Annotated in this window: 23 protein-coding genes and 1 tRNA gene; 10 read left to right on the top strand and 14 right to left on the bottom strand. The window is 71.9% G+C overall.

The genetic code is table 11. The annotated features are described in order from the left end of the window. Window positions 1–66: 66 nt before the first annotated feature. Window positions 67–834, bottom strand: a complete 768-nt coding sequence (locus ABKA17_RS26290) for a DUF4097 family beta strand repeat-containing protein (RefSeq protein WP_353694691.1) — start codon at window positions 832–834, stop codon at window positions 67–69. A gap of 216 nt (window positions 835–1,050) precedes the next feature. Here ABKA17_RS26290 and ABKA17_RS26295 point away from each other — a divergent pair. After that, a tRNA-Val gene (locus ABKA17_RS26295) sits at window positions 1,051–1,125 on the top strand. A gap of 55 nt (window positions 1,126–1,180) precedes the next feature. Here the strand turns inward: ABKA17_RS26295 and ABKA17_RS26300 are convergent. Continuing rightward, window positions 1,181–1,528 (bottom strand): DUF8825 domain-containing protein, encoded by a 348-nt coding sequence (locus ABKA17_RS26300; RefSeq protein ID WP_353694692.1) that lies wholly within the window; start codon window positions 1,526–1,528, stop codon window positions 1,181–1,183. Between the two features lie 117 nt (window positions 1,529–1,645). Between ABKA17_RS26300 and ABKA17_RS26305 the strand changes: the two genes are divergently transcribed. Then, window positions 1,646–1,840, top strand: coding sequence for a hypothetical protein (locus ABKA17_RS26305; protein WP_353694693.1), 195 nt, complete (start codon window positions 1,646–1,648; stop codon window positions 1,838–1,840). A 434-nt stretch (window positions 1,841–2,274) separates the two neighbouring features. On the opposite strand, the gene ABKA17_RS26310 is transcribed toward ABKA17_RS26305, so the two are convergent. Both ABKA17_RS26310 and ABKA17_RS26315 read right to left on the bottom strand, forming a co-directional pair. Then, complete coding sequence (locus ABKA17_RS26310; RefSeq protein WP_353694694.1) at window positions 2,275–3,198, bottom strand: ketopantoate reductase family protein; 924 nt, start codon at window positions 3,196–3,198, stop codon at window positions 2,275–2,277. 76 nt (window positions 3,199–3,274) lie between these two features. Further along, window positions 3,275–4,030, bottom strand: coding sequence for an MBL fold metallo-hydrolase (locus ABKA17_RS26315; protein ID WP_353694695.1), 756 nt, complete (start codon window positions 4,028–4,030; stop codon window positions 3,275–3,277). 59 nt (window positions 4,031–4,089) lie between these two features. Between ABKA17_RS26315 and ABKA17_RS26320 the strand changes: the two genes are divergently transcribed. Continuing rightward, the gene (locus ABKA17_RS26320; protein ID WP_353694696.1) at window positions 4,090–4,317 is read left to right on the top strand and encodes a DUF2277 domain-containing protein; all 228 of its coding nucleotides are present in this window, start codon (window positions 4,090–4,092) and stop codon (window positions 4,315–4,317) included. Window positions 4,318–4,324: 7 nt separating this feature from the next. Here ABKA17_RS26320 and ABKA17_RS26325 read toward each other — a convergent pair whose 3' ends face one another. From ABKA17_RS26325 to ABKA17_RS26345, 5 genes are all read right to left on the bottom strand, one after another. Continuing rightward, window positions 4,325–4,948, bottom strand: a complete 624-nt coding sequence (locus ABKA17_RS26325) for a DedA family protein (RefSeq protein ID WP_353694697.1) — start codon at window positions 4,946–4,948, stop codon at window positions 4,325–4,327. A gap of 210 nt (window positions 4,949–5,158) precedes the next feature. After that, entirely contained in the window at window positions 5,159–5,611 is a 453-nt protein-coding gene (locus ABKA17_RS26330; RefSeq protein WP_353694698.1) for a DoxX family protein, read from the bottom strand. An 87-nt stretch (window positions 5,612–5,698) separates the two neighbouring features. Beyond that, entirely contained in the window at window positions 5,699–7,648 is a 1,950-nt protein-coding gene (locus tag ABKA17_RS26335) for an FAD/NAD(P)-binding protein (RefSeq protein ID WP_353694699.1), read from the bottom strand. A gap of 213 nt (window positions 7,649–7,861) precedes the next feature. Next, window positions 7,862–9,505, bottom strand: coding sequence for an alkaline phosphatase D family protein (locus ABKA17_RS26340; RefSeq protein ID WP_353694700.1), 1,644 nt, complete (start codon window positions 9,503–9,505; stop codon window positions 7,862–7,864). A 72-nt stretch (window positions 9,506–9,577) separates the two neighbouring features. After that, on the bottom strand, window positions 9,578–10,222 hold the full coding sequence (locus ABKA17_RS26345; protein WP_353694701.1) for an HNH endonuclease family protein: 645 nt from the start codon (window positions 10,220–10,222) through the stop codon (window positions 9,578–9,580). 350 nt (window positions 10,223–10,572) lie between these two features. Between ABKA17_RS26345 and ABKA17_RS26350 the strand changes: the two genes are divergently transcribed. Together ABKA17_RS26350 and ABKA17_RS26355 are read left to right on the top strand one after the other, a co-directional pair. Continuing rightward, the gene (locus ABKA17_RS26350; RefSeq protein ID WP_353694702.1) at window positions 10,573–11,154 is read left to right on the top strand and encodes a TMEM165/GDT1 family protein; all 582 of its coding nucleotides are present in this window, start codon (window positions 10,573–10,575) and stop codon (window positions 11,152–11,154) included. Window positions 11,155–11,319: 165 nt separating this feature from the next. Then, on the top strand, window positions 11,320–11,988 hold the full coding sequence (locus ABKA17_RS26355) for an HAD-IA family hydrolase (RefSeq protein WP_353694703.1): 669 nt from the start codon (window positions 11,320–11,322) through the stop codon (window positions 11,986–11,988). A gap of 524 nt (window positions 11,989–12,512) precedes the next feature. Here the strand turns inward: ABKA17_RS26355 and ABKA17_RS26360 are convergent. Further along, window positions 12,513–13,481 (bottom strand): peptidoglycan-binding domain-containing protein, encoded by a 969-nt coding sequence (locus tag ABKA17_RS26360; RefSeq protein ID WP_353694704.1) that lies wholly within the window; start codon window positions 13,479–13,481, stop codon window positions 12,513–12,515. A gap of 160 nt (window positions 13,482–13,641) precedes the next feature. Here ABKA17_RS26360 and ABKA17_RS26365 point away from each other — a divergent pair, with 160 nt between their 5' ends. Further along, window positions 13,642–15,708 carry a DHA2 family efflux MFS transporter permease subunit gene (locus ABKA17_RS26365; protein WP_353694705.1) on the top strand — a complete coding sequence of 689 codons (2,067 nt, stop codon included), beginning with the start codon at window positions 13,642–13,644 and terminating at the stop codon, window positions 15,706–15,708. 4 nt (window positions 15,709–15,712) lie between these two features. Here the strand turns inward: ABKA17_RS26365 and ABKA17_RS26370 are convergent, their stop codons facing one another. Next, a complete protein-coding gene (locus ABKA17_RS26370; protein WP_353694706.1) occupies window positions 15,713–16,213 on the bottom strand; it encodes a GNAT family N-acetyltransferase in 501 nt (166 codons plus the stop codon). A 103-nt stretch (window positions 16,214–16,316) separates the two neighbouring features. Here ABKA17_RS26370 and ABKA17_RS26375 point away from each other — a divergent pair, with 103 nt between their 5' ends. Both ABKA17_RS26375 and ABKA17_RS26380 read left to right on the top strand, forming a co-directional pair. After that, window positions 16,317–17,024: a hypothetical protein gene (locus ABKA17_RS26375; protein ID WP_353694707.1), complete on the top strand. Its 708-nt coding sequence runs from the start codon at window positions 16,317–16,319 to the stop codon at window positions 17,022–17,024. 5 nt (window positions 17,025–17,029) lie between these two features. After that, complete coding sequence (locus ABKA17_RS26380; protein ID WP_353694708.1) at window positions 17,030–17,602, top strand: hypothetical protein; 573 nt, start codon at window positions 17,030–17,032, stop codon at window positions 17,600–17,602. On the opposite strand, the gene ABKA17_RS26385 is transcribed toward ABKA17_RS26380, so the two are convergent. Further along, entirely contained in the window at window positions 17,588–18,013 is a 426-nt protein-coding gene (locus tag ABKA17_RS26385; RefSeq protein ID WP_353694709.1) for a DnaJ family domain-containing protein, read from the bottom strand. The genes ABKA17_RS26380 and ABKA17_RS26385 overlap by 15 nt on opposite strands. A gap of 103 nt (window positions 18,014–18,116) precedes the next feature. On the opposite strand from ABKA17_RS26385, the gene ABKA17_RS26390 reads away from it, so the two are divergent. Next, a complete protein-coding gene (locus ABKA17_RS26390; RefSeq protein WP_353694710.1) occupies window positions 18,117–18,509 on the top strand; it encodes a hypothetical protein in 393 nt (130 codons plus the stop codon). A 21-nt stretch (window positions 18,510–18,530) separates the two neighbouring features. On the opposite strand, the gene ABKA17_RS26395 is transcribed toward ABKA17_RS26390, so the two are convergent. Next, entirely contained in the window at window positions 18,531–19,202 is a 672-nt protein-coding gene (locus ABKA17_RS26395; RefSeq protein WP_353694711.1) for an O-methyltransferase, read from the bottom strand. Between the two features lie 69 nt (window positions 19,203–19,271). After that, on the bottom strand, window positions 19,272–20,411 hold the full coding sequence (locus ABKA17_RS26400; RefSeq protein ID WP_353694712.1) for a DUF2330 domain-containing protein: 1,140 nt from the start codon (window positions 20,409–20,411) through the stop codon (window positions 19,272–19,274). A 219-nt stretch (window positions 20,412–20,630) separates the two neighbouring features. Here ABKA17_RS26400 and ABKA17_RS26405 point away from each other — a divergent pair, with 219 nt between their 5' ends. Next, window positions 20,631–22,670: a bifunctional glycosyltransferase 87/phosphatase PAP2 family protein gene (locus tag ABKA17_RS26405; protein WP_353694713.1), complete on the top strand. Its 2,040-nt coding sequence runs from the start codon at window positions 20,631–20,633 to the stop codon at window positions 22,668–22,670. Window positions 22,671–22,672 lie beyond the last annotated feature (2 nt).

Here is a 22,672-nt window from a genome sequence, read left to right on the forward strand (position 1 = left end):
CCCGTGCTGTGTCCGTCCTGGCCCGGTGTCATTCTCCCACCGGTTAAGGACGAACACACGGGCCCGTTAGTTCGCGGTACGGACCGTGACTTTGCCGTCGCCGGTGCGGGCGGTGATGACATGGGAACTGGAGTCTGCCCGCGGCACCGACACATCCACCCCGCCGTCACCGGTCTCGGTCGTCACCCTGTACGTCGCCTCGGGGACCTCGACGGTCACGGACCCGTCGCCGCTCCTGGACTCCACCCGGTCCGGTACGGCGCCCAGTTGGAGGTGGACCGAGCCGTCGCCGGTCTCGGAGCGGACCTCGCGGGAGGTGACCTCGGCGCGCACGGACCCGTCGCCGGTCTTCAGGTCGAGCGGCCCGCTGGAGTCGGTGACATGCACGGAGCCGTCCCCGGTACGGATGCTCAGCGCGTCCTCGAAGCCACGCGCGCGTACGCTGCCGTCGCCGTCCTCGACCTTCACGGTGACACCGCGCGGGACCTCGATACGGTGCTTGGCCGCGCAGTCGGCGACGACGCCGGAGCACTGCATCCGCAGCTTCAGCGTGTCGTCCCGCATCGACCAGGTGACCTTCGGGTCCTTGCCCATCGCGACCGTGCCCTGGAACCAGCGGGTGACCTCGATCCGGCCCGTCTCGTGGTCGTCGGCGGCGACGATCTCCAGGGCGGAGTCGTCGGAGTCGATGGTGAGGGTCTTGCCCTGGAGCGCGAACGAACGCTGCTCCGGATCCTTGTCGTCCGCGGCCGAGGCCCCGCAGGCGCTGACGCCCGCGATGAGAGCGACGGCCCCGGCGGCAAGGGCGACGCGGGCGGTGACGGTACGGGCCATTGGGATCTCCCCCTGAGACAGACCGATGAGGCTCTTCGACCGTACGGAGCGGGGCGCCGCCGCGGGATCCGGGACGCTCCCGGATCCGGGGTGGGGAAAACCCCCGGATCGACCCTGAGATCCGGCCCTGTACGGCTTCCGCGATACGGGTTTGCAGGACAGGGGCCCGGGCAATGTAGGCTGTCGACTCGTCCTGAGCGTGGCTGTTCGGGACCCGGGTGCGTAGCTCAGGGGTAGAGCGCCTGCCTTACAAGCAGGATGTCGGCGGTTCGAAACCGTCCGCGCCCACCATGTGCACGGCCCCTCGGAGGGATCTCCGGGGGGCCGTTTCCGTGCGCGGAATCCACTAGGAATCCACATCCACATCCACATCCACGTCCGCGTGCTTCAGCTGCATGCGGGCGTCCACGCGGTCCGTGCCGGTGACCTCCGCCCAGAAGCGGTGGCCGCTGACGAAGACGGCGAGTTCGTGCTCGCGCTGCCGGAGCTTCTCCACCTCGGCCTGTTCGTCGGCCGTCCAGCCGGGGGAGGCGGGGCGTTCCACCTTGCGCCAGCCTGCCGTGTCGCTGAATCCGTCCAGGGGCTCGACCGACCAGGGCAGCCGCTTGAGCAGGGCCGACAGCTCGGCCCGGACCTGATGCAGCTCCTCCTGACCGGCGAGGAGGTCACTCGGAAAGTCATAGGTCGTAGCCACGGCGCAATGCTACGCCTGTTCGATTTAGGGGTGCGAGTTTCTTGGGGTAGTTCGTGTGTTCGGGTGGAGGGGATCTGAGAAGATCACCGGAACCGTACGGACGCAGGGGTGGGGGACATGGTCAGTCTGATGCTGGTGGGCCTCGTGGCGCTCGCCGTCTTCGGGTGCGTGTGCGTGGTCTGGGCGGAACGCGGCGGACCCCCGTGGGTGCGTGTCGTGGCGACCGTGACGATCGGTCTGGGCAAGGTGGTCGGAAGCTCGGGCAAGAAGCGCGGAGGCTCGTCGGGCTCGTCCTCCGACGACGGCGACTAGGAACGCCTCCGGCGAACCCGGTACAGCAGGTGCAGCACCAGGTCGCCCCGCATCACGGGGAGAGCGTCCGTCGCCACGTCGTCCACGAGGCCGAGCGCGAGGCCCTGGCTGCCGACGCTGACCGTGCACCTGGGCGGCCCGGAGGGCGAGGAGCGGCTACTCGACCAGAGTTGGAGACACGTCGCACCCGAACCCGGCTGCATGTACCGGGTCGCTTCGGCCGAGACCGGGAAGGGCGTGGGGGCGGCGCGGGCTGTCGAGGGGCATCGGTTTCTGCATGCGTTTCCGAAGGTCGGGAACGTCGCTTCCAACGGGGTGTGCCGCCGGGCCGGGTTCCGGCTGCTCGGGGCCGTCGAGTTGGAGTACCCCGAGGGGAATCCGATCACGTCGAACGACTGGAGCGTGGACCTGGGGCCCGGCGGCTCGGGCTCGGCTCAGTGACCGGCGGCCCTCAACTCCCCGACCAGACGCGTCGCCACCGGTACCGGTACCCCGTGCCGGTCCGCCGCACGGAGCAACGCCCCGCCGATCGCGTCCAGTTCGAGGGGGCGGGCCGCCTCCGCGTCGCGCTGCATGGACGACTTGGTCTGCGGCGGGAACGCGTCGTAGCGGGTCAGTGCCTGGGCCGGGTCCGCCGGGCCGCCACAGGCGCGGCTGACCGCGGCCGTCTCCTCGACCAGGGCCGTCAACTCCTCACGGTGGCGCGTGCGGACATCGCCCAGCGGCAGCGCGTACCGGGTGGTGAGCAGCGCGAACGGGGCCAGGAACGACATCTTGGCCCACAGCGCCGCCGTCTCGTCCGGCAGGACGCGGGTGGTCGGGCCGACCGCGCCGAGCACCGCGGCCAGCGTGTCCAGGCGGTCTCGGGCCACCTTGTCGCCGGTCAGGTCGATCTCCGCGAACGGGCTGCCGTGCGTGATCTCCCCGGGTGCCGTCCGCGTCGACTCCACCCGGATCACCGCCGGGGCCACCACGTCCTCGCGGTAACGGGCCCGCAGGACCGCCGGGTGCTCCACGCCGTTCAGGAACGGCACCAGGAGCGCGTCGCCCAGCGCGGCCGGCGGGACACGGTCCAGCGCCGCGTCCAGCGCGGTGTGCTTGACGGCCACCAGACAGGCGTCCACCGGCACGCGCAGCACGGTGTCCGCCTCGACCTCGGCCGTGAAGTCGCCGAACAGGCCACTGCGGACCTCGATCCCGGAGGTCCGCAGGGTCGCGGCCGTCTCGTCCCCGGCCAGGCAGATCACCCGGTGCCCGGCCCGGGCCAGCAGTGCGGCGAGCAGGCCGCCGATGCCGCCCGGGCCCAGTACGGCCACGGTCAGCCTGTCGTCGTGCGTCAGTTTCTCGTCGTGCGTCATCACACGAAGTCCCTTCGTCGGTCGGCCCCTTGAACGGTGGCCGCCTCGGAAGAGATCATCGCAGACGTCACGGACTTCACAGCCGTACGGACTCCCCCGGCGCCAGAAGGTGCAGCCGGTCCGTCAGCCCGGCCTCCGCGAAGGCCTTCGTCAGCGTCGGACCGTCCTGCGTGAAGTGGCCCCAGTGCTCGAAGTGCAGCGGTACGACATGCCGGGCGCCCAGAATCGCCGCCGCCTCGGCCGCCTGCTCGCTGGTCAGGGTCAGCGTGGCGTCCGGTACGAGCGGAGTGCGCGCCGCCCCCGCGAACAGCACCGCCACATCGAAGGGGCCCTCGCGGTCGGCGATCTCCCGCACCCGGTCCAGCGAGGCGTTGTCGCCGCTGACGTACACCTTGGGCAGGCCCTCGCCGGACAGGACGAAGCCGGTGACCTCGCCGACGAGCGGTTCGGAGCCCTCGGGGCCGTGCAGCGCGGGCACCGCGGTGACGCGTACGCCGTCCACCTCGACGCTCTCCCAGGCGGGCAGGGCGCGGACGGGGGCGCCGAGGCGCTCGTGGGCGGCGGCCGTGGACAGGACGAGGGGGACACCGGCGAGGTAGGCGCGGCCCGCGGTGTCGAGGTTGTCGGGGTGCTGGTCGTGGGAGAGCAGTACGGCGTCCACCGGGCCGAGGTCGGCGGGGCCGGTCGCCGGGCCCGTCGTCTTCACCAGCGTGCGGGAGCCGATGGCGTACTCGCCGGGCGCGTCGAAGGTGGGGTCGGTGAGCAGACGCAGGCCCCCGAGCGTCAGTACGGCGGTCGGGCCGCCGAGGTAGGTGATCTCCACTGTCGTCATGGTCCGCACAATTGTGCGGACCCCCGGCGGTATTCCCGGTGGGAGTCCAGACTGGGGGTATGTGCCGCAGCATCAAGACCCTTCGCCCGCCCGTGTTGCCCGAGGAGGCGACACAGGACGAGATCCGCGCCGCCGCCCTCCAGTACGTACGGAAGGTGTCCGGCTTCCGGGCGCCCGCCGCCCACAACAAAGAGGCCTTCGACCGGGCCGTGGACGCGGTCGCCGAGGCCACCGCTGAACTGCTGGACCGACTGGAGGTCCGGGGCGCCGCGCAGAAGGCCGGCTAGCCGCCGCTCACGCGGGCTGGCGCCGCATCACGTACGCCGCCCCGGCCCCGGCGCCGAACAGCGCCAGCACGGACACGCCGGTCGCCAGCCACGTCGTACCCAGCCACTGGGCGCCGTAGTAGCCGAGGGCGACGCTGTACACCGCCCAGGTCAGGCCCGCCAGGGCGGACCAGGGGAGGAACTCGCGGACGCGGCGGTGGGCCGCGCCGGCGACGAAGGAGACGACCGAGCGGCCGGCCGGGGCGAAGCGGGCGAGGACCACCAGGGGACCGCCGCCGCGAGCCAGGGCCGAGCCGAGACGTTCCTGCGCGGAGGTGAGACGACGGGAGCGGGCGATCGCCCGGTCCAGCCGGGCGCCGCCACGCCGGGCCAGCCGGTACGCCACCAGATCGCCCAGCACCGAGGCCGTCGCGGCGATCAGCGTGAGCATCAGAAGGTCGGGGACCTCGCCGGGCACCTTGCCGGTCGCCGCACCGGTGCCCGCCGCCGCGGCCGTGGCGGCCGTGATGACGAGGACGCCGCTCGGCAGGACCGGCACGAACACGTCGAGCAGCACCGACGCGGCCACCAACGCGTAGATGATTCCTGGGCTGCCGGTCAGCAGGCCCACACTCCCGAGACTCTCGAACACCGTCACTCCCCGTTTTCCCCCGTAACAGCCCTACAGCGTACGCCCGGGGTGTGACAGTGGGTTCATGGGGGGCGCGTGTGTTCGGCACAGCATGTTCACCCGGCCGACACGTCCTGAGCGCGATCCGCGCCTCGGATCGTCCGTGGGACAAGGCGGCGCCCGTTCCCGCGTGAGCCGCGCGGGAACGGGCGCCGTCGGGTGCGGGGTGGTTCAGACGGTCACGGGTGCCTGGTCGGAGGCCGGTCGCGTAGCGGCGCTCGAGCGCTTCTCGAGCAGGCGATCGAGCCCGAAGGCGCCGGAGCCGGTGAAGACCAGCAGCAGGAAGGCCCAGCAGAACATCGCCGCGCCCTCGCCGCTGTTCTCGATCGGCCACAGGCCGCCCGGCTGGTGGACCTTGAAGTACGCGTAGGCCATCGCGCCCGAGGCGATGAACGCGGCGATCCGCGTGCCCAGGCCGATCAGCACGAGCGAGCCGCCGACCAGTTCGATCACCGCCGCGTACCAGCCGGGCCAGGTGCCCAGCTCGACGGTGCCGCCCTTGCCGTCCGCGCCGCCGAGCACACCGAAGAGCGCGACGGCGCCGTGGCAGGTGAAGAGCAGTCCGACGACGATACGGAAGAGGCCGAGGACGTACGGCTGGGCGCTGTTGAGGCGTCCGGTCATGTGGGGGGTACTCCTACGGTCGGGGCCGGTCCGTGGAGTGGACCGGTCGGGGGACAGAACCGTTCGAGCGCTCCACGTTAGGCAGACCTAATCAATGCTTGCAAGTTCAACATTTGGCCATGGCTTTGCCTCCACTTGGGCCTCTGTTCCCGCTGTAGTCGCACGTAGAGCCGCTCTCGCCACCGCGTCGGCGTCCGAAAGCGTGACCGAATCCACACCAGGCCGCGCGCCCGCGGCGGTCACCCAGTGGACCCCCTCCGTCGGCACCCCGAACGCGAACCGCCTTGCGTGTGCCCGACCTTGACGGTCTATCAGGTGATAAGGGCGGGCTGTCACGTCCAGTCCGCCCGTTTCGTGACCGTCGACGGCGTGTGGCCGACACTGCCCGCTCCTCAGCAGCCGGGCGAGGAGCTCGTCTGCGGTGTGCCGCAGATCCGGTTCCGGGAGCCGGGCCTCTATGAGCGTCGTCACGCGGACGCCGGAGCCGGGCACCTCCGGGGAGTGCGCCACCCAGGCCCCGTCCGCCGCCCGGACCTCCAGGCGCGGCCCGATCACCTCGACCACGCCCGCCTCCATCAGCGCCACCAGCTCCTCGATCCGGCGCCGGGGCGGTCCTATGGAGAGGAAGGCGTTGAGCGGGGTGTACCAGCGGTCCAGATGGTCCCGGCGCGAGGCCCCGGCGACACCGCCGTGATCGACGATCAGCCGGAGCTCGTTGCGCAGGTCGCGCAGTACGTCGAGGGCCGCCTTGAGCGGGCCGGCCACGTTGCCGAGGGCGGCCTGCGCGGCGTCCTCGCGCAACAGCGCCAGCAGCCAGTCGCGCCACCGGCCGGGATCGGCGAACCCGCGCCCCGCGTACGGGCGGGCGATCCGGTCCCAGCTCCAGCGGTCGGCGCCCGGGACCCCGAACTCGTCGAGGACCAACGCCTCTTGAGGGTCTCCGTGGGGGACGGCGAGAAACCGCTCCCTGAACCCGGACTGCCTGAACCCGGATTTCCCGAACTCGGGCTTTCTGAACGCGGACTTACCGAACTCAAGCTCCCCGACGAGCAGTTCGTAGTAGACCGTCTCCACCTCCTTCGCCACCAGCGGCCATATCTCGGCGAGGAAGTCGGGCGCCTCGCCCGAGTCGGCGCGCTTGCGGAAGCCCGAGACGACCTCCGGCGTAAGGACGCGAGGGATGTGACGGCCGTACGCCCCCTTCGCGTTGTCGCCGCGCGCCTGGTAGGGGACGCCGCGCCGGGACCCTGCGTACAGCCGGGGCTCGCGGCCGGAGGGGACGTACCGCAGTCCGTGTGGATCGGATACGAAACGGCCGCCGCGCCCGGTCGTCAACAGGGCCGTGTGGTCGAAGAAGTTGAGCCCCAGCCCGCGCAACAGCACCGGTTCGCCCGGGGATACGGCGGAGAGGTCGACGTCGGCCGGGTTGGCGGGCGGGATGTGCAGCAGGCCCTGGGCGTCGGCGTACGCGGAGTCCGTCCGCAGCGCCGCGTCCGGGACGGTCGGCAGATGGCCCTGGGCGAGCACGACGGCGGACAGGCCGGTCAGTTCACGGCCGTCGTCGAGGGCGAGGGTCTGCCGGCCGTCGGGGGCGTCGTCGAGCCGGGTCGCGCGGGCGGTGTGCGTCCGTATCCGAACTCCGGGCGGCGCCTCGCGCACCGTACGGGCGAACACCCACTCCAGGTAGCGGCCGTAGTGGGCGCGGGTCGGATACTCGTCCGGGCCCAGCGCGCCGTCCGCCCACTCGTGCAGGCTGGGTCCGGGGCGGATCGGGCCGGAGCAGTCCACGCTGTCGTCGGTGAACAGGGTCACCTGACAGGCCACGGTGTTCATCAGGAGGCCCGCCGGCTGCGCGGTGCGCCAGACGCGGCCCGCTCCCGGTGGTGCCGGGTCGACCATGTGAACGGTGAGCCGGGCGCCGGGCGGAAGCAGTTCCGGGGCGGAGGCGCAGAGGCGTTCCAGCACGCTGGTGCCGCGTGGCCCGGCGCCGACCACGGCGACGGAGAGGGGCGGGCAGGTCGTGGTCGGTGGGGGCAAGAGCGGGACTCCCGGGCGTGGGGGCGCAAGGCAGCGGACCGCCCGTGCGGAAGCGGACGGTCCGCCTCATCATGCCGTCGGCCGCCACGGAAGCCAACGGCGGTCCCGCTCACCCCAGCAACCGCCGGACGTCACACGCAAATCACCGGCATCGTCAGGCGTTACCGGTGGCGATGCCGAGCCGCTGAGCCTCACTTGTGCACAGGAGGCCGGTCACTTCTCGCTCAGGACCGACTCGGCCACCACCGTCAGCCGCGCCTTCCCGCCCCGTACGGCCCGCGCCTGCTCCATGCGCAGTCGGGCCGAACGCCCCCGCAGCGTCAGGGTCATGAGCTGGTTGCCGAACCAGGGCCCGCCCGTCCGCCGCCAGTCCACCGACGGCTGCGGACAGGCGCCGTGCCCGGCGAACCGGCGCCCGAGGAAACGGCCCACCGCGCTCCAGCCGAAGCGGAACCCGAGCCGTATCGACAGCGGGATGGAGTTGTGGACGGGGGAACAGGTCAGCTGCACCACACGGGCGTCCGGCCCGGCCCCCGCCGGCCAGCTCGGCTCGGCGACGTACGCGTGATGGACGTCCCCCGACAGCACACACACCGTCGCCGGCGCGCCCGGCCCGGACCCCGCCTCCGCGATGAGGGCGGCCAGCGCGTCGAAGGACGCCGGGAAGGCCGCCCAGTGCTCCAGGTCCGCCCGCCGCCGCAGCTTCTCCCCGAACCGCGCCCAGCGCGGCCCGCGTTCACCCCGGCACAGCGCCGCGTTCCACGCCTCGGCGTCATGCACCAGATGCGGCAGCAGCCAGGGCAGCGACGTCCCGAGGAGGAGATGGTCGTACGCCCGCTCCCCGTCCAGCACCTGCGCGCGCAACCACTCGGCCTCACCCGGGTCGAGCATCGACCGGTTCGCCTCGTCGAGGACCCGGGCCGCCCGTGAGTCGACCATCAGCAGCCGTACCCGCCCGAAGTCCCGCCGGTAACTCCAGCGCACCGAGGCCGGATCGGTGTCGGCCTTGCAGGCGAAGGCACGCAACTCGTCGGTGCCGTCCGGGGCTTCGCGTACGGCGGCGTAGAGCGGGTCGGAGTCGAGCTCCGCCGGGGACAGGTTCCCGAGGTGCTGGTGCACCCAGTACGACATCAGCCCGCTCAGCAGCCGCTCGCGCCACCACGGCGTGGCCCGCATGTCCTCGACCCAGGAGGCGGAAGTGTTCCAGTCGTCTATGACGTCGTGGTCGTCGAAGATCATGCAGCTGGGCACGGTCGAGAGCAGCCAGCGGATCTCGGGGTCGAGCCAGGACTCGTAGTAGAGGTGGGTGTACTCCTCGTAGTCCGCGACCTCGCTGCCCGGCGGATCGCTCAGATCCCGGCGCGCGGCGAGCCAGCGCCGGGTCGCCGGGGAGGTCTCGTCGGCGTACACCTGATCGCCCAACAGGACCAGCACATCGGGCCGTTCACCGTCCGGGTCGGCCGCGATCCGGGCCGCCAGGGTGTCCAGGGCGTCGGCTCCGACCGGGTCCGGCTCGCCGTGCGGCGGAGCGGCCCAGCGGCAGGAGCCGAAGGCGACCCGGACGGTGTCGCCCTCGGCGGGGGTGCGGATCGCCGGGTCCGGGAAGGGGGAGTCGGGCAGCGGCCAGACGCGTACGCCGTCCAGCAGGACCTCGTACGGGGTCGAGCTCCCCGGTGTCAGGCCCGTGACCTGGACCAGGGCGTAGTGGTGCCCCGAGACCTGAAAGGTACGGGCCGAGCCGCCCGCCCCACCCGCACAGCGCACCTCGGCGGTGCACGGACGGCTCGCCTCGACCCATACGGTCGCGGTCGAGCCGTCGGCGTACCTCAGCAGCGGTCCCAGCCGCAGTCCGGCCACGATCACCCTCCTCCGTCGCCCCGTACGGTACGGAACGACGGAGGCCGGTGGGGAGGGTCCGGCGCCGAATCGTCAGCAGGCGGACAGATAGCTGGTGAGCGCGCTCTTCTCCGCGGAGTCCACGGACAGGTCGTAGTAGTACTTCACCTGGACCCAGGCGCGGACGTAGGTGCAGCGGTACGCGGTCCGCGACGGCATCCAGGTGGCGGGGTCCTGGTCGCCCTTGGCCTGGTTGACGTTGTCCGTGACGGCGATGAGCTGCGGGCGGGTCAGGTCGTTGGCGAAGGCCTGGCGCTGGGCGGTGGTCCAGCTGTCGGCGCCGGAGTCCCAGGCCTCGGCGAGCGGGACCAGGTGGTCGATGTCGAGGTCGGAGGCGGCGGTCCAGGTGGCGCCGTCGTACACGGAGTACCAGCTGCCGCTGGTCGCGGCACAGGCGGAGTCCTGGACGACGTTCGTGCCGTCGCGCTTGAGGACGACCTCGCGGGTGTTGCAGGTGCCGGACTGGGTGATCCAGTGCGGGAAGAGGTCGCGGTCGTAGCCGGTGCGGTCCTCGGTGGCCACGGTGAGGGAGGCGAGGTAGGTGCGGGCGGTGGCGGCGCTGACCGGGGTGGGCAGGGCGGCGGAGGCGGTCGGACCGTTGAGGAGCCCGACCGAGGCTATGAGACCGGTGAGCGCGGCGAGTATGCTGAGCCGTCGACGCGCGTAGAACTTCGCCATGCGAACTCCCTTGAGGGGGTGGGGGTGTTGGAGCGCGAGCGATGGAATGCTCGCGCCGCCGTGTTGCGGGGAGGTGTGCGTTGGGTTAGAAGCTAGTGACGCGTACATGACACGACAAGGTTTACGGCGAAACGATCTCGTATGATGGTCGGAGTTGAAGGGGAGTAGCTCTTCGCCGGACCGTCGACATACTGCTCAGCTCGTCTGAGCCGGCGCCCGGAGGCAGGTCGCGTGCGACCGGCCAGCGAGACCTTCGGCCAGTGGTGCACAGGTATATCCGTGCGCTGCCGTGCCGAGGTGTCGTAGCGCAGCAAGACTCTCGGTGGGGCAGCCCTACCGATTGAGGAACCTTGATCAGCTTCACCGTGACAGCCGTGGTCTTCGGCGTCGTCTTCCTTGCCGAACTGCCGGACAAGACCGCGCTCGCCGGCCTCGTCCTCGGCACCCGCTACCGCGCCTCGTACGTCTTCGCGGGCGTCGCGGCCGCCTTCGCGCTCCATGTCGCGCTCGCCGTGGCGGCGGGCAGTGTCCTCACGCTCCTGCCGCAGCAGATCGTGCACGCGCTGACGGGCGTGCTCTTCCTGGGCGGCGCGGCGGTGCTGCTGCTGAAGAAGGACGAGGACGAGGAGGAGATCAGGCGTCCGGAGAACCAGTCGTTCTGGAAGGTCGCGGGCGCGGGCTTCATGTTGATCCTGGTCGCGGAGTTCGGCGATCTGACGCAGATCATGACGGCGAATCTGGCTGCCCGTTACGACGACCCGCTCTCCGTCGGCCTCGGCGCGGTGCTCGCGCTGTGGGCGGTGGCGGGGCTGGGCATCGTCGGTGGAAAGGCGCTGATGAAGCGGGTGCCGTTGCGATTGATCACGAAGGTGGCGGCGCTGCTGATGCTGGGGCTCGGGGTGTGGAGCCTGTGGGAGGCGGTCGCCGGGTGAGCTGAACGGCCGGTGAACAGTTCCCTGAGGTGCTGGCGCAAAGCGGTCCGGGTTTTGTACCGTAGAGAAACAAAGTGGCTCCCCGCCCGTTCTCCCTGACCGGCGGGCGGGGGCCGCCTTGTCCCTCCGGGTCACCCCCGGTTCTCCCTCGTCCTGGAGCTGCCGATGACGGCCACCGCCGTACCGACCGTGCTGACCGCCCGTGCCCTCCTGCTCGACATGGACGGCACCCTCGTGAACTCCGATGCCGTCGTCGAGCGTTGCTGGCGGCGGTGGTCCGAGCGGCACGGTCTCGACGGCGACGAGGTCATGAAGGTCGTCCATGGGCGGCAGGGGTACGCGTCGATGGCGGTGCTGCTGCCGGAGCGGCCGATGGAGCAGAACCACGCGGACAACGCGCGGATGCTCGCCGAGGAGACCGCGGACATGGACGGCGTGCTGCCGATACCGGGCGCGGCCGCCTTCCTTGCGTCCCTGTCGAGGGTGCCGCACGCCCTCGTCACCTCGGCCGACGTCGCCCTCTCCACGGCCCGTATGGCCGCGGCCGGCCTGCCCCTTCCGGACATCCGCGTCACCGCCGAGTCCGTGGGCGAGAGCAAGCCGCATCCGGAGGGCTTCCTCAAGGGCGCCGCGGAGCTCGGTGTGGCGCCGGAGGACTGCATCGTCTTCGAGGACTCGGGGGCGGGGATCGCGGCGGGGCGGGCCGCGGGGATGCAGGTCGTGGGGGTCGGGGCGCGGGCGGACTTCCATGAACCGGATGTGGTGGTGCGGGACCTGACCCAGGTACGGGTGGAGCGAGCTGCGGATGGAACGGTCCGGGTGTACGTCGGCTGACGACCGGCCCAAGTGTTTTTCGCCCCCGCCGCCCCTACCCGTTCCCATCCCCCAGGGGCTGCCGCCCCTTCGACCCCGCCCCCAGGGGGCTCCGCCCCCTGGACCCCCAACGGCCCTGAAGGGGCCTTGTCCTCAAACGCCGGACGGGCTGAAAAACAAGACGCGGGTGGGTGGGGGATCGGGAGGGCAAACCTTCGTCCTCAAACGCCGGACGGGCTGAAAAACACGACACGGACCGGCATTGGGAAGTGCGGCCTCCTGCGGGTGGGTGGCGAGGCGCAGCCCTGCGTTGACGCTCTGTCCTCAGGCGGGACGCACTCGCACCGGCGCAACGGCGAGCAGGGGACGTACCGGGGGGTGTCCGCCCGCAGCGTCGGGCGTCCGACCGACAGCACAGCCCAGGCGAAACAGTGGCGCCCGACCGAGGACGGACACCCCCCGGTGCGGCACCGACTCACAACGCACCGTAGTGCGCGACGCGAACCCCCACGCACAGGCCACGGGCCGCCGCAGGCATCCACCCACTACGGTTCCTGTGTCTCCGACTCCAGGCGCTCCCGTGTCGCCAGGTCGTACACCCCGTGTTCGGACACCTGGACACCCCGGGCCCACTGGTAACGAGACACCGCGTCCTCGACGCCCTCGTTGTAGTGGCCGCTCGCCTTCCTGGTGTACAGACCGAGCTGGGTCAGGCGGAGTTCCAGCTCGACCACCTCCTCGCCCTGGGAGCCACGGCGGAGCACCGGTGGGGCGATCTCGCGAGAGCTGTCGGATTCGTCGGCCGCTTCCGTCGTCGCGGCGGAGCTCGCCTGGGACGCCGAAGGTTCCGCGGAGCGGGACGCGCTCGGGGAGGCGCTGGAGCGGGACGGGGAGGGGGAGGCCGAGGGGCTCGCGGAGCTGGAGGCGGCCGGGGGCGCCGCCGCGGGGGGCGCCGACGTCTTGCTCGGCGACGGTGACGTGGACGCCGAGCTCGTCGCCGCGTCCGGCACGCTCGCCCGGACCTCCTCCGGCAGGGCACCGTCCCGGGTCGGGGTCTCGTACGAGAAGAACCCGCTCGCCAGGCCGGCTGCAGCGATCACCGCGACGAGCCCCCCGGCCGCGCCGAGCAGGAGCGTACGGCGAGGACGCCGGGCCCCGGCCTCGAAGTCCCCGGCGACCGCCGGCACGGTTCCGTCGAACAGGTTCAGGTCCGTCGTGCTGGGCTGCGACGGCGGCGGCGCCAGAGGCGTGGGGAGCTCCGCAGGCACAGGCTGCACCGGCCGCAGCGGCATCGTCACGTCGGTCCCAGAAGCAGAACCCGGCGGCGCCTCCCCCTCCAGCTCCACATAGGGACGTATCCGCAGCGGGTCGAAGTCCTCCGCCGCGGCCGCCTCCGCCGTACGCGTCTCGCGCAGGGCGTCGGACGCCCGCTGCGTGCACCCGCACGACGGCGTGTTGTCGGCCGCTCTCGGCGCCCCGCACTCCGGGCACAGATGACCGTTGGATTCCGCCATGTGTTCGTCCCTCCCCTCGCGAACTCCAGAGATTATGCAGACCCTCTCCACACCCTCGCCCCATAAGCCCCCGGAATGCCGTATTCCAACAGGACTCAACAGGCCATAAACGGTCACACCAACCACGATGGAGTTGTAACGAGACCCCCGGGAGGTCTTCATGGCCGCGGACGCGCACGGTATGACGGGGGATGTGCAGCCCCCAGCCCAGACCCGCGGCCGGACACGCGACCCGCACCCGTCCGGCAACGTCCTCGTCTCCATCGGCGCGCTGCTCCTCGGGATGCTCCTCGCAGCCCTCGACCAGACCATCGTCTCCACCGCGCTGCCCACGATCGTCAGCGACCTCGGCGGCCTGGAGCATCTGTCATGGGTGGTCACCGCGTATCTGCTCGCCTCGACCGCCGCGACCCCGCTGTGGGGCAAGCTGGGCGACCAGTACGGCCGGAAGAAGCTGTTCCAGACCGCGATCGTGATCTTCCTGATCGGCTCGGCGCTGTGCGGCATGGCGCAGAACATGCCCCAGCTGATCGCCTTCCGCGCCCTCCAGGGCCTCGGCGGCGGCGGCCTCATGGTGCTGTCGATGGCGATCGTCGGCGACCTCGTCCCGCCCCGCGAACGCGGCCGCTACCAGGGCCTGTTCGGCGCGGTCTTCGGGGCGACCAGCGTCCTCGGCCCGCTTCTCGGCGGCCTGTTCACCGAACATCTCAGCTGGCGCTGGGTCTTCTACATCAACCTCCCCGTCGGCGTCGTGGCCCTCGCCGTGATCGCCACCGTGCTCCGCATCCCGCGCAAGGCGACCCGGCACGTCATCGACTACCTGGGCACCTTCCTCATCGCGGCGGTCGCCACCTGCCTGGTGCTGGTGGCGTCCCTCGGCGGCACCACCTGGGGCTGGGGCTCGCCGCAGGTCATCGGCCTGGCGGTGCTCGGCGTCGCCCTCGCCGTGGCCTTCGTCGCCGTGGAACGCAGGGCGGCCGAACCCGTCCTCCCGCTCAAGCTCTTCCGCGTCCGCACCTTCACGCTGTCCGCCGTGATCAGCTTCATCGTGGGCTTCGCGATGTTCGGCGCGATGACCTATCTGCCGACGTTCCTCCAGGTCGTTCAGGGCGTCAGCCCGACCATGTCCGGAGTGCACATGCTGCCGATGGTGGCCGGCATGCTGCTGTCGTCGACCGCGTCGGGACAGATCGTCAGCCGCACCGGCCGCTGGAAGGTGTTCCCGGTCGCCGGCACCGGCGTCACCACACTCGGCCTGCTGCTCCTGCACCGACTCGACGAGAACAGTTCGACGGCGGAGATGAGCACGTACTTCTTCGTCTTCGGCCTGGGCCTCGGCCTGGTCATGCAGGTGCTGGTCCTGATCGTGCAGAACGCGGTCTCGTACGAGGATCTGGGCGTCGCCACCTCCGGCGCGACCTTCTTCCGCTCGATCGGGGCGTCCTTCGGCGTCGCCATCTTCGGCACAGTGTTCGCGAACCGCCTCGGCGACAAGCTCGCCGCCGCCTTCCAGGGCGCCGAACTCCCGCCCGGCGCCTCGGTGGACGCCCTGGAGTCCGATCCGCGCGGCATCACCGAGCTGCCGGGCGCGCTCCAGCCGCCCGCGGTGCACGCGTACGCCTCGTCCATCACCGACGTCTTCCTGTACGCGGCCCCGGTCGCCCTCCTCGGCTTCGTGCTGGCCTGGTTCCTCAAGGAGGACCGGCTGCGTGCCTCGGTCACGGCGCCGGATCTCACCGAGACGCTGGCCAGCAACCCGGTGGAGCGGTCGTCGTACGACGAGGTGTGCCGGGCGCTGTCGGTGCTCGGTACCCGGGAGGGGCGCCGTGAGATCTACCGGGAGATCACCGAACGGGCCGGGTACGACCTGCTGCCGGGGGCGAGCTGGCTGCTGCTGCGGATCAAGAAGTACGGCTGGGTGGAGCCGGCGGTTCTCGCCGAACGCACCGCCGTGCCGCTGCACGTCGTCATCGCCGCCGCCCGCCAGGTCGAGGAACGGCGCCTGGCGGCGCGGCAGGGCGTCGACCTCGTCCTGACCGACGCCGGCCGCGAGGTCGCCGACCGTCTCGCCCTCGCCCGCGAGGAGTCCCTGGCCGAACTCCTCGGCGACTGGTGGGGCCCGGACCGCCCGACGGACCTGGCGCAGCTGGTGAAGGACCTCAACACCGAACTGTGCGGCTCGGACCGCGAGCAGCCGCACAACGGGACGGCGGCACAGCCCGGTTGAGCCGCTACAGCTTCTTGCCGAACCAGTGCTCGGCGTACTGACCGTCGTTGTACGGCTCGGTCTCCTCGTACCCGAGACGGGCGTACAGCGCGCGTGCCTCGACGAGGTCGTGCCGGGTGTCGAGGACCAGCCGTACGGCGCCCAGCGCGCGGGCGGCGTCCTCGGCGGCCCGCACCAGCACCGGGCCGCCGCCCCTGCCGCGCAGCTCCTCGCGGACGAACACCCGCTTCAGCTCGGCGGTGTCCGCGTCCAGCAGCCGTACGCCCGCGGTGCCGGCCGGCTCACCGCCGTAGCGGCCCACCAGCAGCTCCCCGCCCGGCGGCGTGAGCTCGGACCAGTCCGCGCGGGCCGTCTCCCGCTCCAGCTCGGCCGGGTCGGTGCGGCGGCCCTCGTGCAGGAGGTACCAGCGGTCGCTGACCTCCGTGTAGTACGCCCGCCAGAGCGCGACGGCGACGGGGGAGTCGTAGGGCTCGGGGGCCACGGTCCAGGTCGTCATGGCGTCCATTCTCGGGAGGCGCGCCCCGCCCGCCGCAACCGGATATGCGGGACCTCCGGCGGAGGAATTCCGCGGCCGGTTTGAGGTGCCCGGACGGGGCTACCCGGTAGCCATGTCAACAGGCCTGATCATCGCTCTGATCGTGATCGTCGCGGCCGTCCTTGTGGTGGCGGCCGTTCTTGCCCGGCGTGCCCGGGGGCCGCAGCGCGGCCGGAGCCTGAAGCGGCGCTTCGGGCCCGAGTACGACCGCGCCGTCGCCCGGCACGACGGGGACCCGCAGGCTGCCGAGCGGGAACTCGCCGAGCGTGTCGAGCGGCACGGATCGCTGCGCGAGCGGTCCCTGGAGCCGGCCCAGCGGGAGCAGTACGAGGCCCGCTGGACGGCCGCCCAGGAGCGCTTCGTCGACTCGCCGCGGGAGGCCGTGGCCGAGGCGGACCGGCTGCTCGCCGACCTCGCCGGGGCCAAGGGGTTCCCGGACGGCGGCCAGTACGAGGAGCAGCTCGCCGCGCTGTCCGTGCACCACGCCGACCATGTGCACGGCTACCGGCGTGTGCACCGCGCCGCGCATCTGCGCGGGGACGAGTCGCAGGACGGCGCCCGGTCCGGCACCGAGGAGCTGCGCGAGGCCATGGTGGAGGCCCGGGCCCTGTTCGAGGACCTGGTGGGCGAGGGACGCCACCGTGAGTCGTCCAGGACGGCCGAGCGGGCCGAGAGGTCCGAGCGGCACGAGAAGTCCGACGGCGGGAACCGTCCCGCCCGCACCGACGGCAGCGGCCATCTGCCGTGGGCGTTCAACCGGCGTCACGCGAAGGGGAGTTGAGTGACATGACGGACGCGACGACCGGCCCGGGCGCCGAAGGCGCGCGGCGCGACGAGAAGACCACGGGCGCCGGCCCGGCGGGACGCGCCTACGGCACGGGCGGCCGGACCAAGGGCCCCCTGGGCGAGGAGAGCGCCCCCCTGGTGGCCGGACACGACACCGGACACGACACGGGCCACGACACCCGCGACGGCTCCGGCGCCGAGCGGACCGCGAAGGGCGACGGCTCACGCTCGCCCCTCGTCGCCGGTCCCGCCGGGCACGAGACGGCGGCCAAGGGCGAGGGCGCCCACCGCGGCCGGCTGCTCCCGCACGACGAGTGCGACAAGCTCTCGCTGCGGCTCCAGCACGCGGTCGCCGGGTTCGTCGACGGGCCCCGCACCTCCGTGGAGGAGGCCGACCACGTGATGGAGGAGGTCGCCGCCCGGGTCACGGACGCCCTGACACAGCGCCGCCGCACCCTGCGCATGTCCTGGCAGCAGGACGGCGACAAGAACGCCGACTCCGGCGACACCGAGCAGCTCCGGCTCGCCCTGCGCGACTACCGCGAGATGGCGGACCGGCTACTGCACCTCTGACCCGCCCGCCGCCGCCCGGCGCTCCCGCCACTGCCGTACGACGTCCTCGACGTCGTACGGCTTCTTGCCCAGCGGGGGGCCGGGCGGCGGCCTGAACATCATGGCGCGGATCTTGACGTTGACGTCCGTGATCAGCTTCCGGACGATCCGTTCCGAAGGCGCCGCGTAGGCCGCGGCGAGCGTGTCCTCGGCCTCTCTGCGCAGGGCCAGCGCGGGCGGCAGCACGGCCAGGCCCTCACGGGCCATCTTCCGCCTGATCCACCACAGTTCGTCGTACGGGGTTTCGAGATCGGCGGGCAGGGGTTCGCCCACGCCGGGGAGTCGGTCGAAGTCGCCGCGACCCTGAGCGTCTTGGATCTGCTTGTCGACCCAGGACTCGAACGGGACGCCAGGTGGCTTTCGCTCGGTCATGAGTCCATTGTGCCGGACGCGCAGTGGCCGGGCGATTTATCATGCGGCCGCTGTGCAAGGACACTTGCTCAGGAACGGTTCAGGAACTGCAAAGGGAGCGCACGTGCTCGAACTCACCATGGCCGCCGTATCCGCGGCGGAGGAGGGTGCCACGGCCGGCATGCAGATGGCCGACGCGCCCAGTGACCCGGGCGCCGTGCTGCGAGTGGGCCGGGACCAGTCCGTGTGCCGCCTCTCGACGCCCGACGACTGGCTGTTCGTCTCCCGGGTGCACCTGGAGTTCCTGTGCGGCCCGGAGGGCGGCTGGCAGGTGACCTGGCTCCAGGGCTCGCAGCCCGAACCGTCCTCCGAGGTGCATCTGGTGGTCGGCCAGTACGCGCAACCCCTCGTCTACGGCGGGACGATCCCGCTGCCCCGGGGCGGGAACGGCGAGATCGTCATCCGGGACCGCACCGCTCCCCGTACCGTCAACGTCGGCTTCTACCACGAGGACTGATCCGCACCGGCCCGCGACGGGCTACGCCAGCACCCGCGCCAGCGCGAAGCCGTCGTAGCCCTTGCCGCCCACCGTCTGGATCGCCGTGCCGCTCAACCTCGGGTGGGAGCCGATCAGTTCGATCGCGGCCCGGGTGCCGGCGACGTCCGGGTCCGCGCCGTCCGGGACGGCGACACGGCCGCCGCGGACCACGTTGTCGACGATGATCAGGCTGCCCGGGCGGGTGAGCTTCAGGGCCCATTCCAGGTAGTGCGGGTTGTTGTTCTTGTCGGCGTCGACGAAGACGAGGTCGAAGGGGTCCGGGTGCTCGTCGGCCAGCCGCGGGAGTGACTCCAGAGCCGCGCCGACGCGGATCTCGACGAGCCGGTCGAGGCCGGCCCGCGCGATGTTGCGGGTCGCGACCTCGGCGTGGACCGGGCTGTACTCCAGCGAGATCAGCCGGCCGTCGGCCGGCAGCGCGCGGGCCAGCCAGATGGTGCTGTAGCCGCCGAGGGTGCCGATCTCCAGGACGGTCCGGGCGCCCTGGACCTGGGCGAGCAGCTGGAGCAGCTTGCCCTGGGTGGCGGTGACGCTGATCGGTGGGAGCGCGGCCGCCTCGCTGTCGCGCAGGGCGGCCGTCAGCACCTCGTCGTCGGGTGTGAGGTGGGCGGCGAAGTAGTCGTCCACGTCGTGCCAGATCCGCGACTCACTCATACAACTGTGCCTTTCCTACGGCTGGTCACATCACTGACCAGCTCACCTGACGAACATGGGTACGGGGTCTCAGCCGACCGGGGGTGGCGGCCGCACCGGCTTCGGCGGGATCACCGGGCGCCGGGAGCGGCGTACGACGCGCAGGGCCACGGCCGTGACGACCAGCGCGAGGCCGCCCACGACCGTCAGCAGCCACGCCGGGATCCCGGCGACCGTGCGCAGCCGGTCCTCGTAGACCACCTGCTGGAACGCGGTGTCGGACGCCGCCCGGCGCAGCATGTGGTCGCCGTCGATCAGGGACGGGGTCGGGAACTCCTGGCCCACGGCGGTCAGGAACGGTGTGCCCGCCGCCAGTTCGGCCAGCGCTCCGGACTTCGCGGTCACCCGGCCGGCGAAGGTCACCCGCGGTCGTGACCCGCCGATCGCGGAGGCCGGCTCCATGCGGTGCGGAGCCAGGACGTACAGACCCAGGGACTGCGGAGTCCGCGCCAGCCGGGACAGCCGCATCGGGTAGACGGGCCGGTCCGTCGAGAAGGTGAGGTGGAGCGGGTCCAGGGCGCCGCGCAGGGCGGTGCCGGAGGTCTGCGGGGCCAGCCGGACCGCCACGTACTCCCAGCGGCCGCGCACATACGGCTCCAGGGCGGTGTTCAGCCGGGTGGGGAGGTCGAAGCCGTTGGTGTCCAGCCAGCTGCCGAGGGCGTCAGGGTCGGTCGCGGTGAGCCGGGCCACGTCGAACGGACCGAGTTTCTGGCGGCCGACCACGGTGACGGGCTGCCGGCCGCCGACACCTGCGCCCGGCGGGGGTGCGCCGGTGTCGGGGCCGCCTCCGGAGACGAGCGGCCAGTCGCCGTCCTCGGGCCAGAAGTGGTACCGGGTGCGGTGTACGGGAGCGGTGGCCGCGTCCAGCTGGTCGAAGAGGGCCGGATCGCCGAGCTTGACCGTCGCGCGACGGGGTACCGGCATGACCCAGGCGGCCCGGTCGCTGTCACCCTCGACCGTCAGCCGCATGACGATCTGCTCCTGGGTGCCGTCCCAGCGCACGACGGACACCTCGCGCGACACGCCGACACGCCGGGCGGTGTCCGGGATCAGAGCGCCGCAGCCACACGCGTAGGCAGGGGCGACGAGCGAGCCGATCTGGGTGACGAGTAACGCCAGGACGACCGCGAACACCCGCCGCCGCGCCCGCCCGCGCAGGAAACCGACCATGTCCCCAAGCCCCTCCGCCGTACCGTCGACGGCTTCAGACGGTAGTACGGCGGGAGCATACGGTTCCGCTCCGCCCGGTGCCGTAAGTGATCCACGTCGCGTCCCACGCGGCGGAGCCCACAGACGCGGACTATCGTCATTCGGGCAAAGCGGGACGTATGCCAGGTGGAGTGGGGGGTGCCTGCAACGTAAGAAGACGGGGCGGGAGGCCTACGAGGCGTGTTGAACCCGGAGCACAGCGGACGACCGGCACAGGCGTTCGGAGCGACGGCCGTGGACTCGGCGCGAGCACGTCTGCGTGCCGCCCGCCTCGGACTGTGGCTGATCGCCGCGATACTCGCCGTCCGGCAGGTGGCCGTCGTGCTGAGCACCCCCGAGGGGGAGCGGCTGACCGACCTGGAGACCTGGGTCGGCCCCGACGGTGTCCTGCATGTGACGGGCTCGCTGTACGACTCGACGCTGTTCACGGGTACGCCCTTCGGGGGGCTCGTGCTGAAGCCGTTGACACGTGCCGCCGAGCAGGCCCTCGGCTGGGGCTGGACCTTCGGCACGCTGCTGCTGGTCGTCGCCCTCGGTCTGGTCGTCGCGCACGCCCTGCCGCAGCCGGTGGGAAAGCTCACGGCGCTGCTGGCCGCCCCGGTCTCGGTCAGCCTGCTGATGCTGTCGCTGCCGGTCCGCAACACGCTGTGGCTGGGCCAGACCAGCATCATGCCGGTGCTGCTGGTGTTGCTCGGCTGCTTCGTCGTCCGCGGACAACGCACGAGCGGCCTGCTGATCGGCCTGGCCGCCGCGCTCCAGCCGCCGGTGCTGCTCTTCGCCGCGCTGCTGTGGTTCACCGGCCGGCGCGCGGCCGCGCTGTCGGGCGGGGTGACCTTCGCCGCGTGCACCGTGCTCGCGTGGCTGGCGATGCCGCACGACTCGTACACCTACTGGGTCCACCACGTGGCCGGTACCGGGCTCGGCGGGCCGGCGGACGACCTCGCCAACCAGTCGCTGCACGGCGCGCTGCTGCGGTCGGGCCTGTCCGGTCCGCCCGAGATCGCGCTGTTCCTCGCGCTGGGCGCGGCCGTCACGGTGCCGGCCCTGCGCCGGGCCGCGCGCTACGCCCACGACGGGCAGCTGCTGCTCGCGGTGGCGATCACCGGCTGTGCGGCGGTCCTGGTCTCGCCGATGACCTGGCAGCACCAGTCGCTGTGGGTGCTGCTCGCGGTGGTCGGACGGGTCGGCAGGCGGGCCTCGGACCGGTATGTGTGGCCGGTCGGAGTGGTCCTGGTCATGACCCTGCCCGCGAAAATACTGCTACCGAACATGGCCGCGCTGGACCCCCTGCGCGACAACGTCGTTCTCCTGGCGGCGCTCGCGGCGGCGACGGCCGTGCCGTTCCTGACCCGGACGTCCCCGTACTACCGCAGCCCGGTCCCGACGCGGTACGCCGAGCCGGTCCCGGCCCGCTTCCGGCGGGTGCCGCTGCTGCCGTCCCTCAAGCGGGTGCTCACCCGCCCGAACCTGCTCCTGGAGCTGCTGCTGATCCGCGTGACCTACGCGGCGTACCAGAAGGTGCGCCTCGCGGCGACGGGCGGCACCAACTCCGGGGGCCGGGCCCGGGCGGAGGCGCACGGCCGGCAGATCCTCGACCTGGAGCGATGGCTGCACATCGACATCGAGCGCTGGGCGAACCACGCGATCGTCAAGGCCGGCGCGCTCCGCGACTTCTTCGACTTCTACTACACGTCGTTCCACTTCGCGGTCCCGCTGTCCGTCCTCGCGGTCCTGTACTGGCGCCGTCCGGTCGACTACCGCTGGGCCCGCGCCTCGCTCGGCTTCACCACGATCCTCGCCCTGGTCGGCTTCTGGCTCTACCCGCTGGCCCCGCCGCGCCTGATGCCCGGCCTGGGCGTCATCGACACGGTCCACGGCGTCCAGGACTTCTCCCAGCCGGAGTACGGCACCCTGACCGCCCTGACCAACCAGTACGCCGCGATGCCGTCCCTGCACTTCGGCTGGTCGCTGTGGTGCGGCCTGGTCATCGCGATCGTCGCCCCGAAGCGGTGGCTGAAGGCCCTGGGCCTGCTGCACCCGCTGTTCACGGTCACGGCGATCGTCGTGACCGGCAACCACTGGGTCCTGGACGCGGTGGGCGGCGCGATGGTGGTGGGCGGCGGCTTCGGGCTGGCCTATCTGTTCCAGGGGCCGCGGGCCAGGACGGTCACCTCGATCGCCGGCGAGAACCGACCCGAGCCGGTCAGGCAGCCGGGCTGACC

It is taken from the genome of Streptomyces sp. RG80 (assembly GCF_040446465.1).
GTDB lineage: Bacteria > Actinomycetota > Actinomycetes > Streptomycetales > Streptomycetaceae > Streptomyces.

What these genes read in the sequence shown, in the direction of transcription:
- ABKA17_RS26305 (WP_353694693.1), top strand. Translation starts at nt 1,646, where the DNA reads ATGGTCAGTCTGATGCTGGTGGGCCTCGTGGCGCTCGCCGTCTTCGGG.
- ABKA17_RS26365 (WP_353694705.1), top strand. Translation starts at nt 13,642, where the DNA reads ATGGCCGCGGACGCGCACGGTATGACGGGGGATGTGCAGCCCCCAGCC.
- ABKA17_RS26375 (WP_353694707.1), top strand. Translation starts at nt 16,317, where the DNA reads ATGTCAACAGGCCTGATCATCGCTCTGATCGTGATCGTCGCGGCCGTC.
- ABKA17_RS26385 (WP_353694709.1), bottom strand. Translation starts at nt 18,013, where the DNA reads ATGACCGAGCGAAAGCCACCTGGCGTCCCGTTCGAGTCCTGGGTCGAC.
- ABKA17_RS26380 (WP_353694708.1), top strand. Translation starts at nt 17,030, where the DNA reads ATGACGGACGCGACGACCGGCCCGGGCGCCGAAGGCGCGCGGCGCGAC.
- ABKA17_RS26290 (WP_353694691.1), bottom strand. Translation starts at nt 834, where the DNA reads ATGGCCCGTACCGTCACCGCCCGCGTCGCCCTTGCCGCCGGGGCCGTC.
- ABKA17_RS26355 (WP_353694703.1), top strand. Translation starts at nt 11,320, where the DNA reads ATGACGGCCACCGCCGTACCGACCGTGCTGACCGCCCGTGCCCTCCTG.
- ABKA17_RS26345 (WP_353694701.1), bottom strand. Translation starts at nt 10,222, where the DNA reads ATGGCGAAGTTCTACGCGCGTCGACGGCTCAGCATACTCGCCGCGCTC.
- ABKA17_RS26360 (WP_353694704.1), bottom strand. Translation starts at nt 13,481, where the DNA reads ATGGCGGAATCCAACGGTCATCTGTGCCCGGAGTGCGGGGCGCCGAGA.
- ABKA17_RS26310 (WP_353694694.1), bottom strand. Translation starts at nt 3,198, where the DNA reads ATGACGCACGACGAGAAACTGACGCACGACGACAGGCTGACCGTGGCC.
- ABKA17_RS26315 (WP_353694695.1), bottom strand. Translation starts at nt 4,030, where the DNA reads ATGACGACAGTGGAGATCACCTACCTCGGCGGCCCGACCGCCGTACTG.
- ABKA17_RS26330 (WP_353694698.1), bottom strand. Translation starts at nt 5,611, where the DNA reads ATGACCGGACGCCTCAACAGCGCCCAGCCGTACGTCCTCGGCCTCTTC.
- ABKA17_RS26320 (WP_353694696.1), top strand. Translation starts at nt 4,090, where the DNA reads ATGTGCCGCAGCATCAAGACCCTTCGCCCGCCCGTGTTGCCCGAGGAG.
- ABKA17_RS26370 (WP_353694706.1), bottom strand. Translation starts at nt 16,213, where the DNA reads ATGGACGCCATGACGACCTGGACCGTGGCCCCCGAGCCCTACGACTCC.
- ABKA17_RS26395 (WP_353694711.1), bottom strand. Translation starts at nt 19,202, where the DNA reads ATGAGTGAGTCGCGGATCTGGCACGACGTGGACGACTACTTCGCCGCC.
- ABKA17_RS26400 (WP_353694712.1), bottom strand. Translation starts at nt 20,411, where the DNA reads ATGGTCGGTTTCCTGCGCGGGCGGGCGCGGCGGCGGGTGTTCGCGGTC.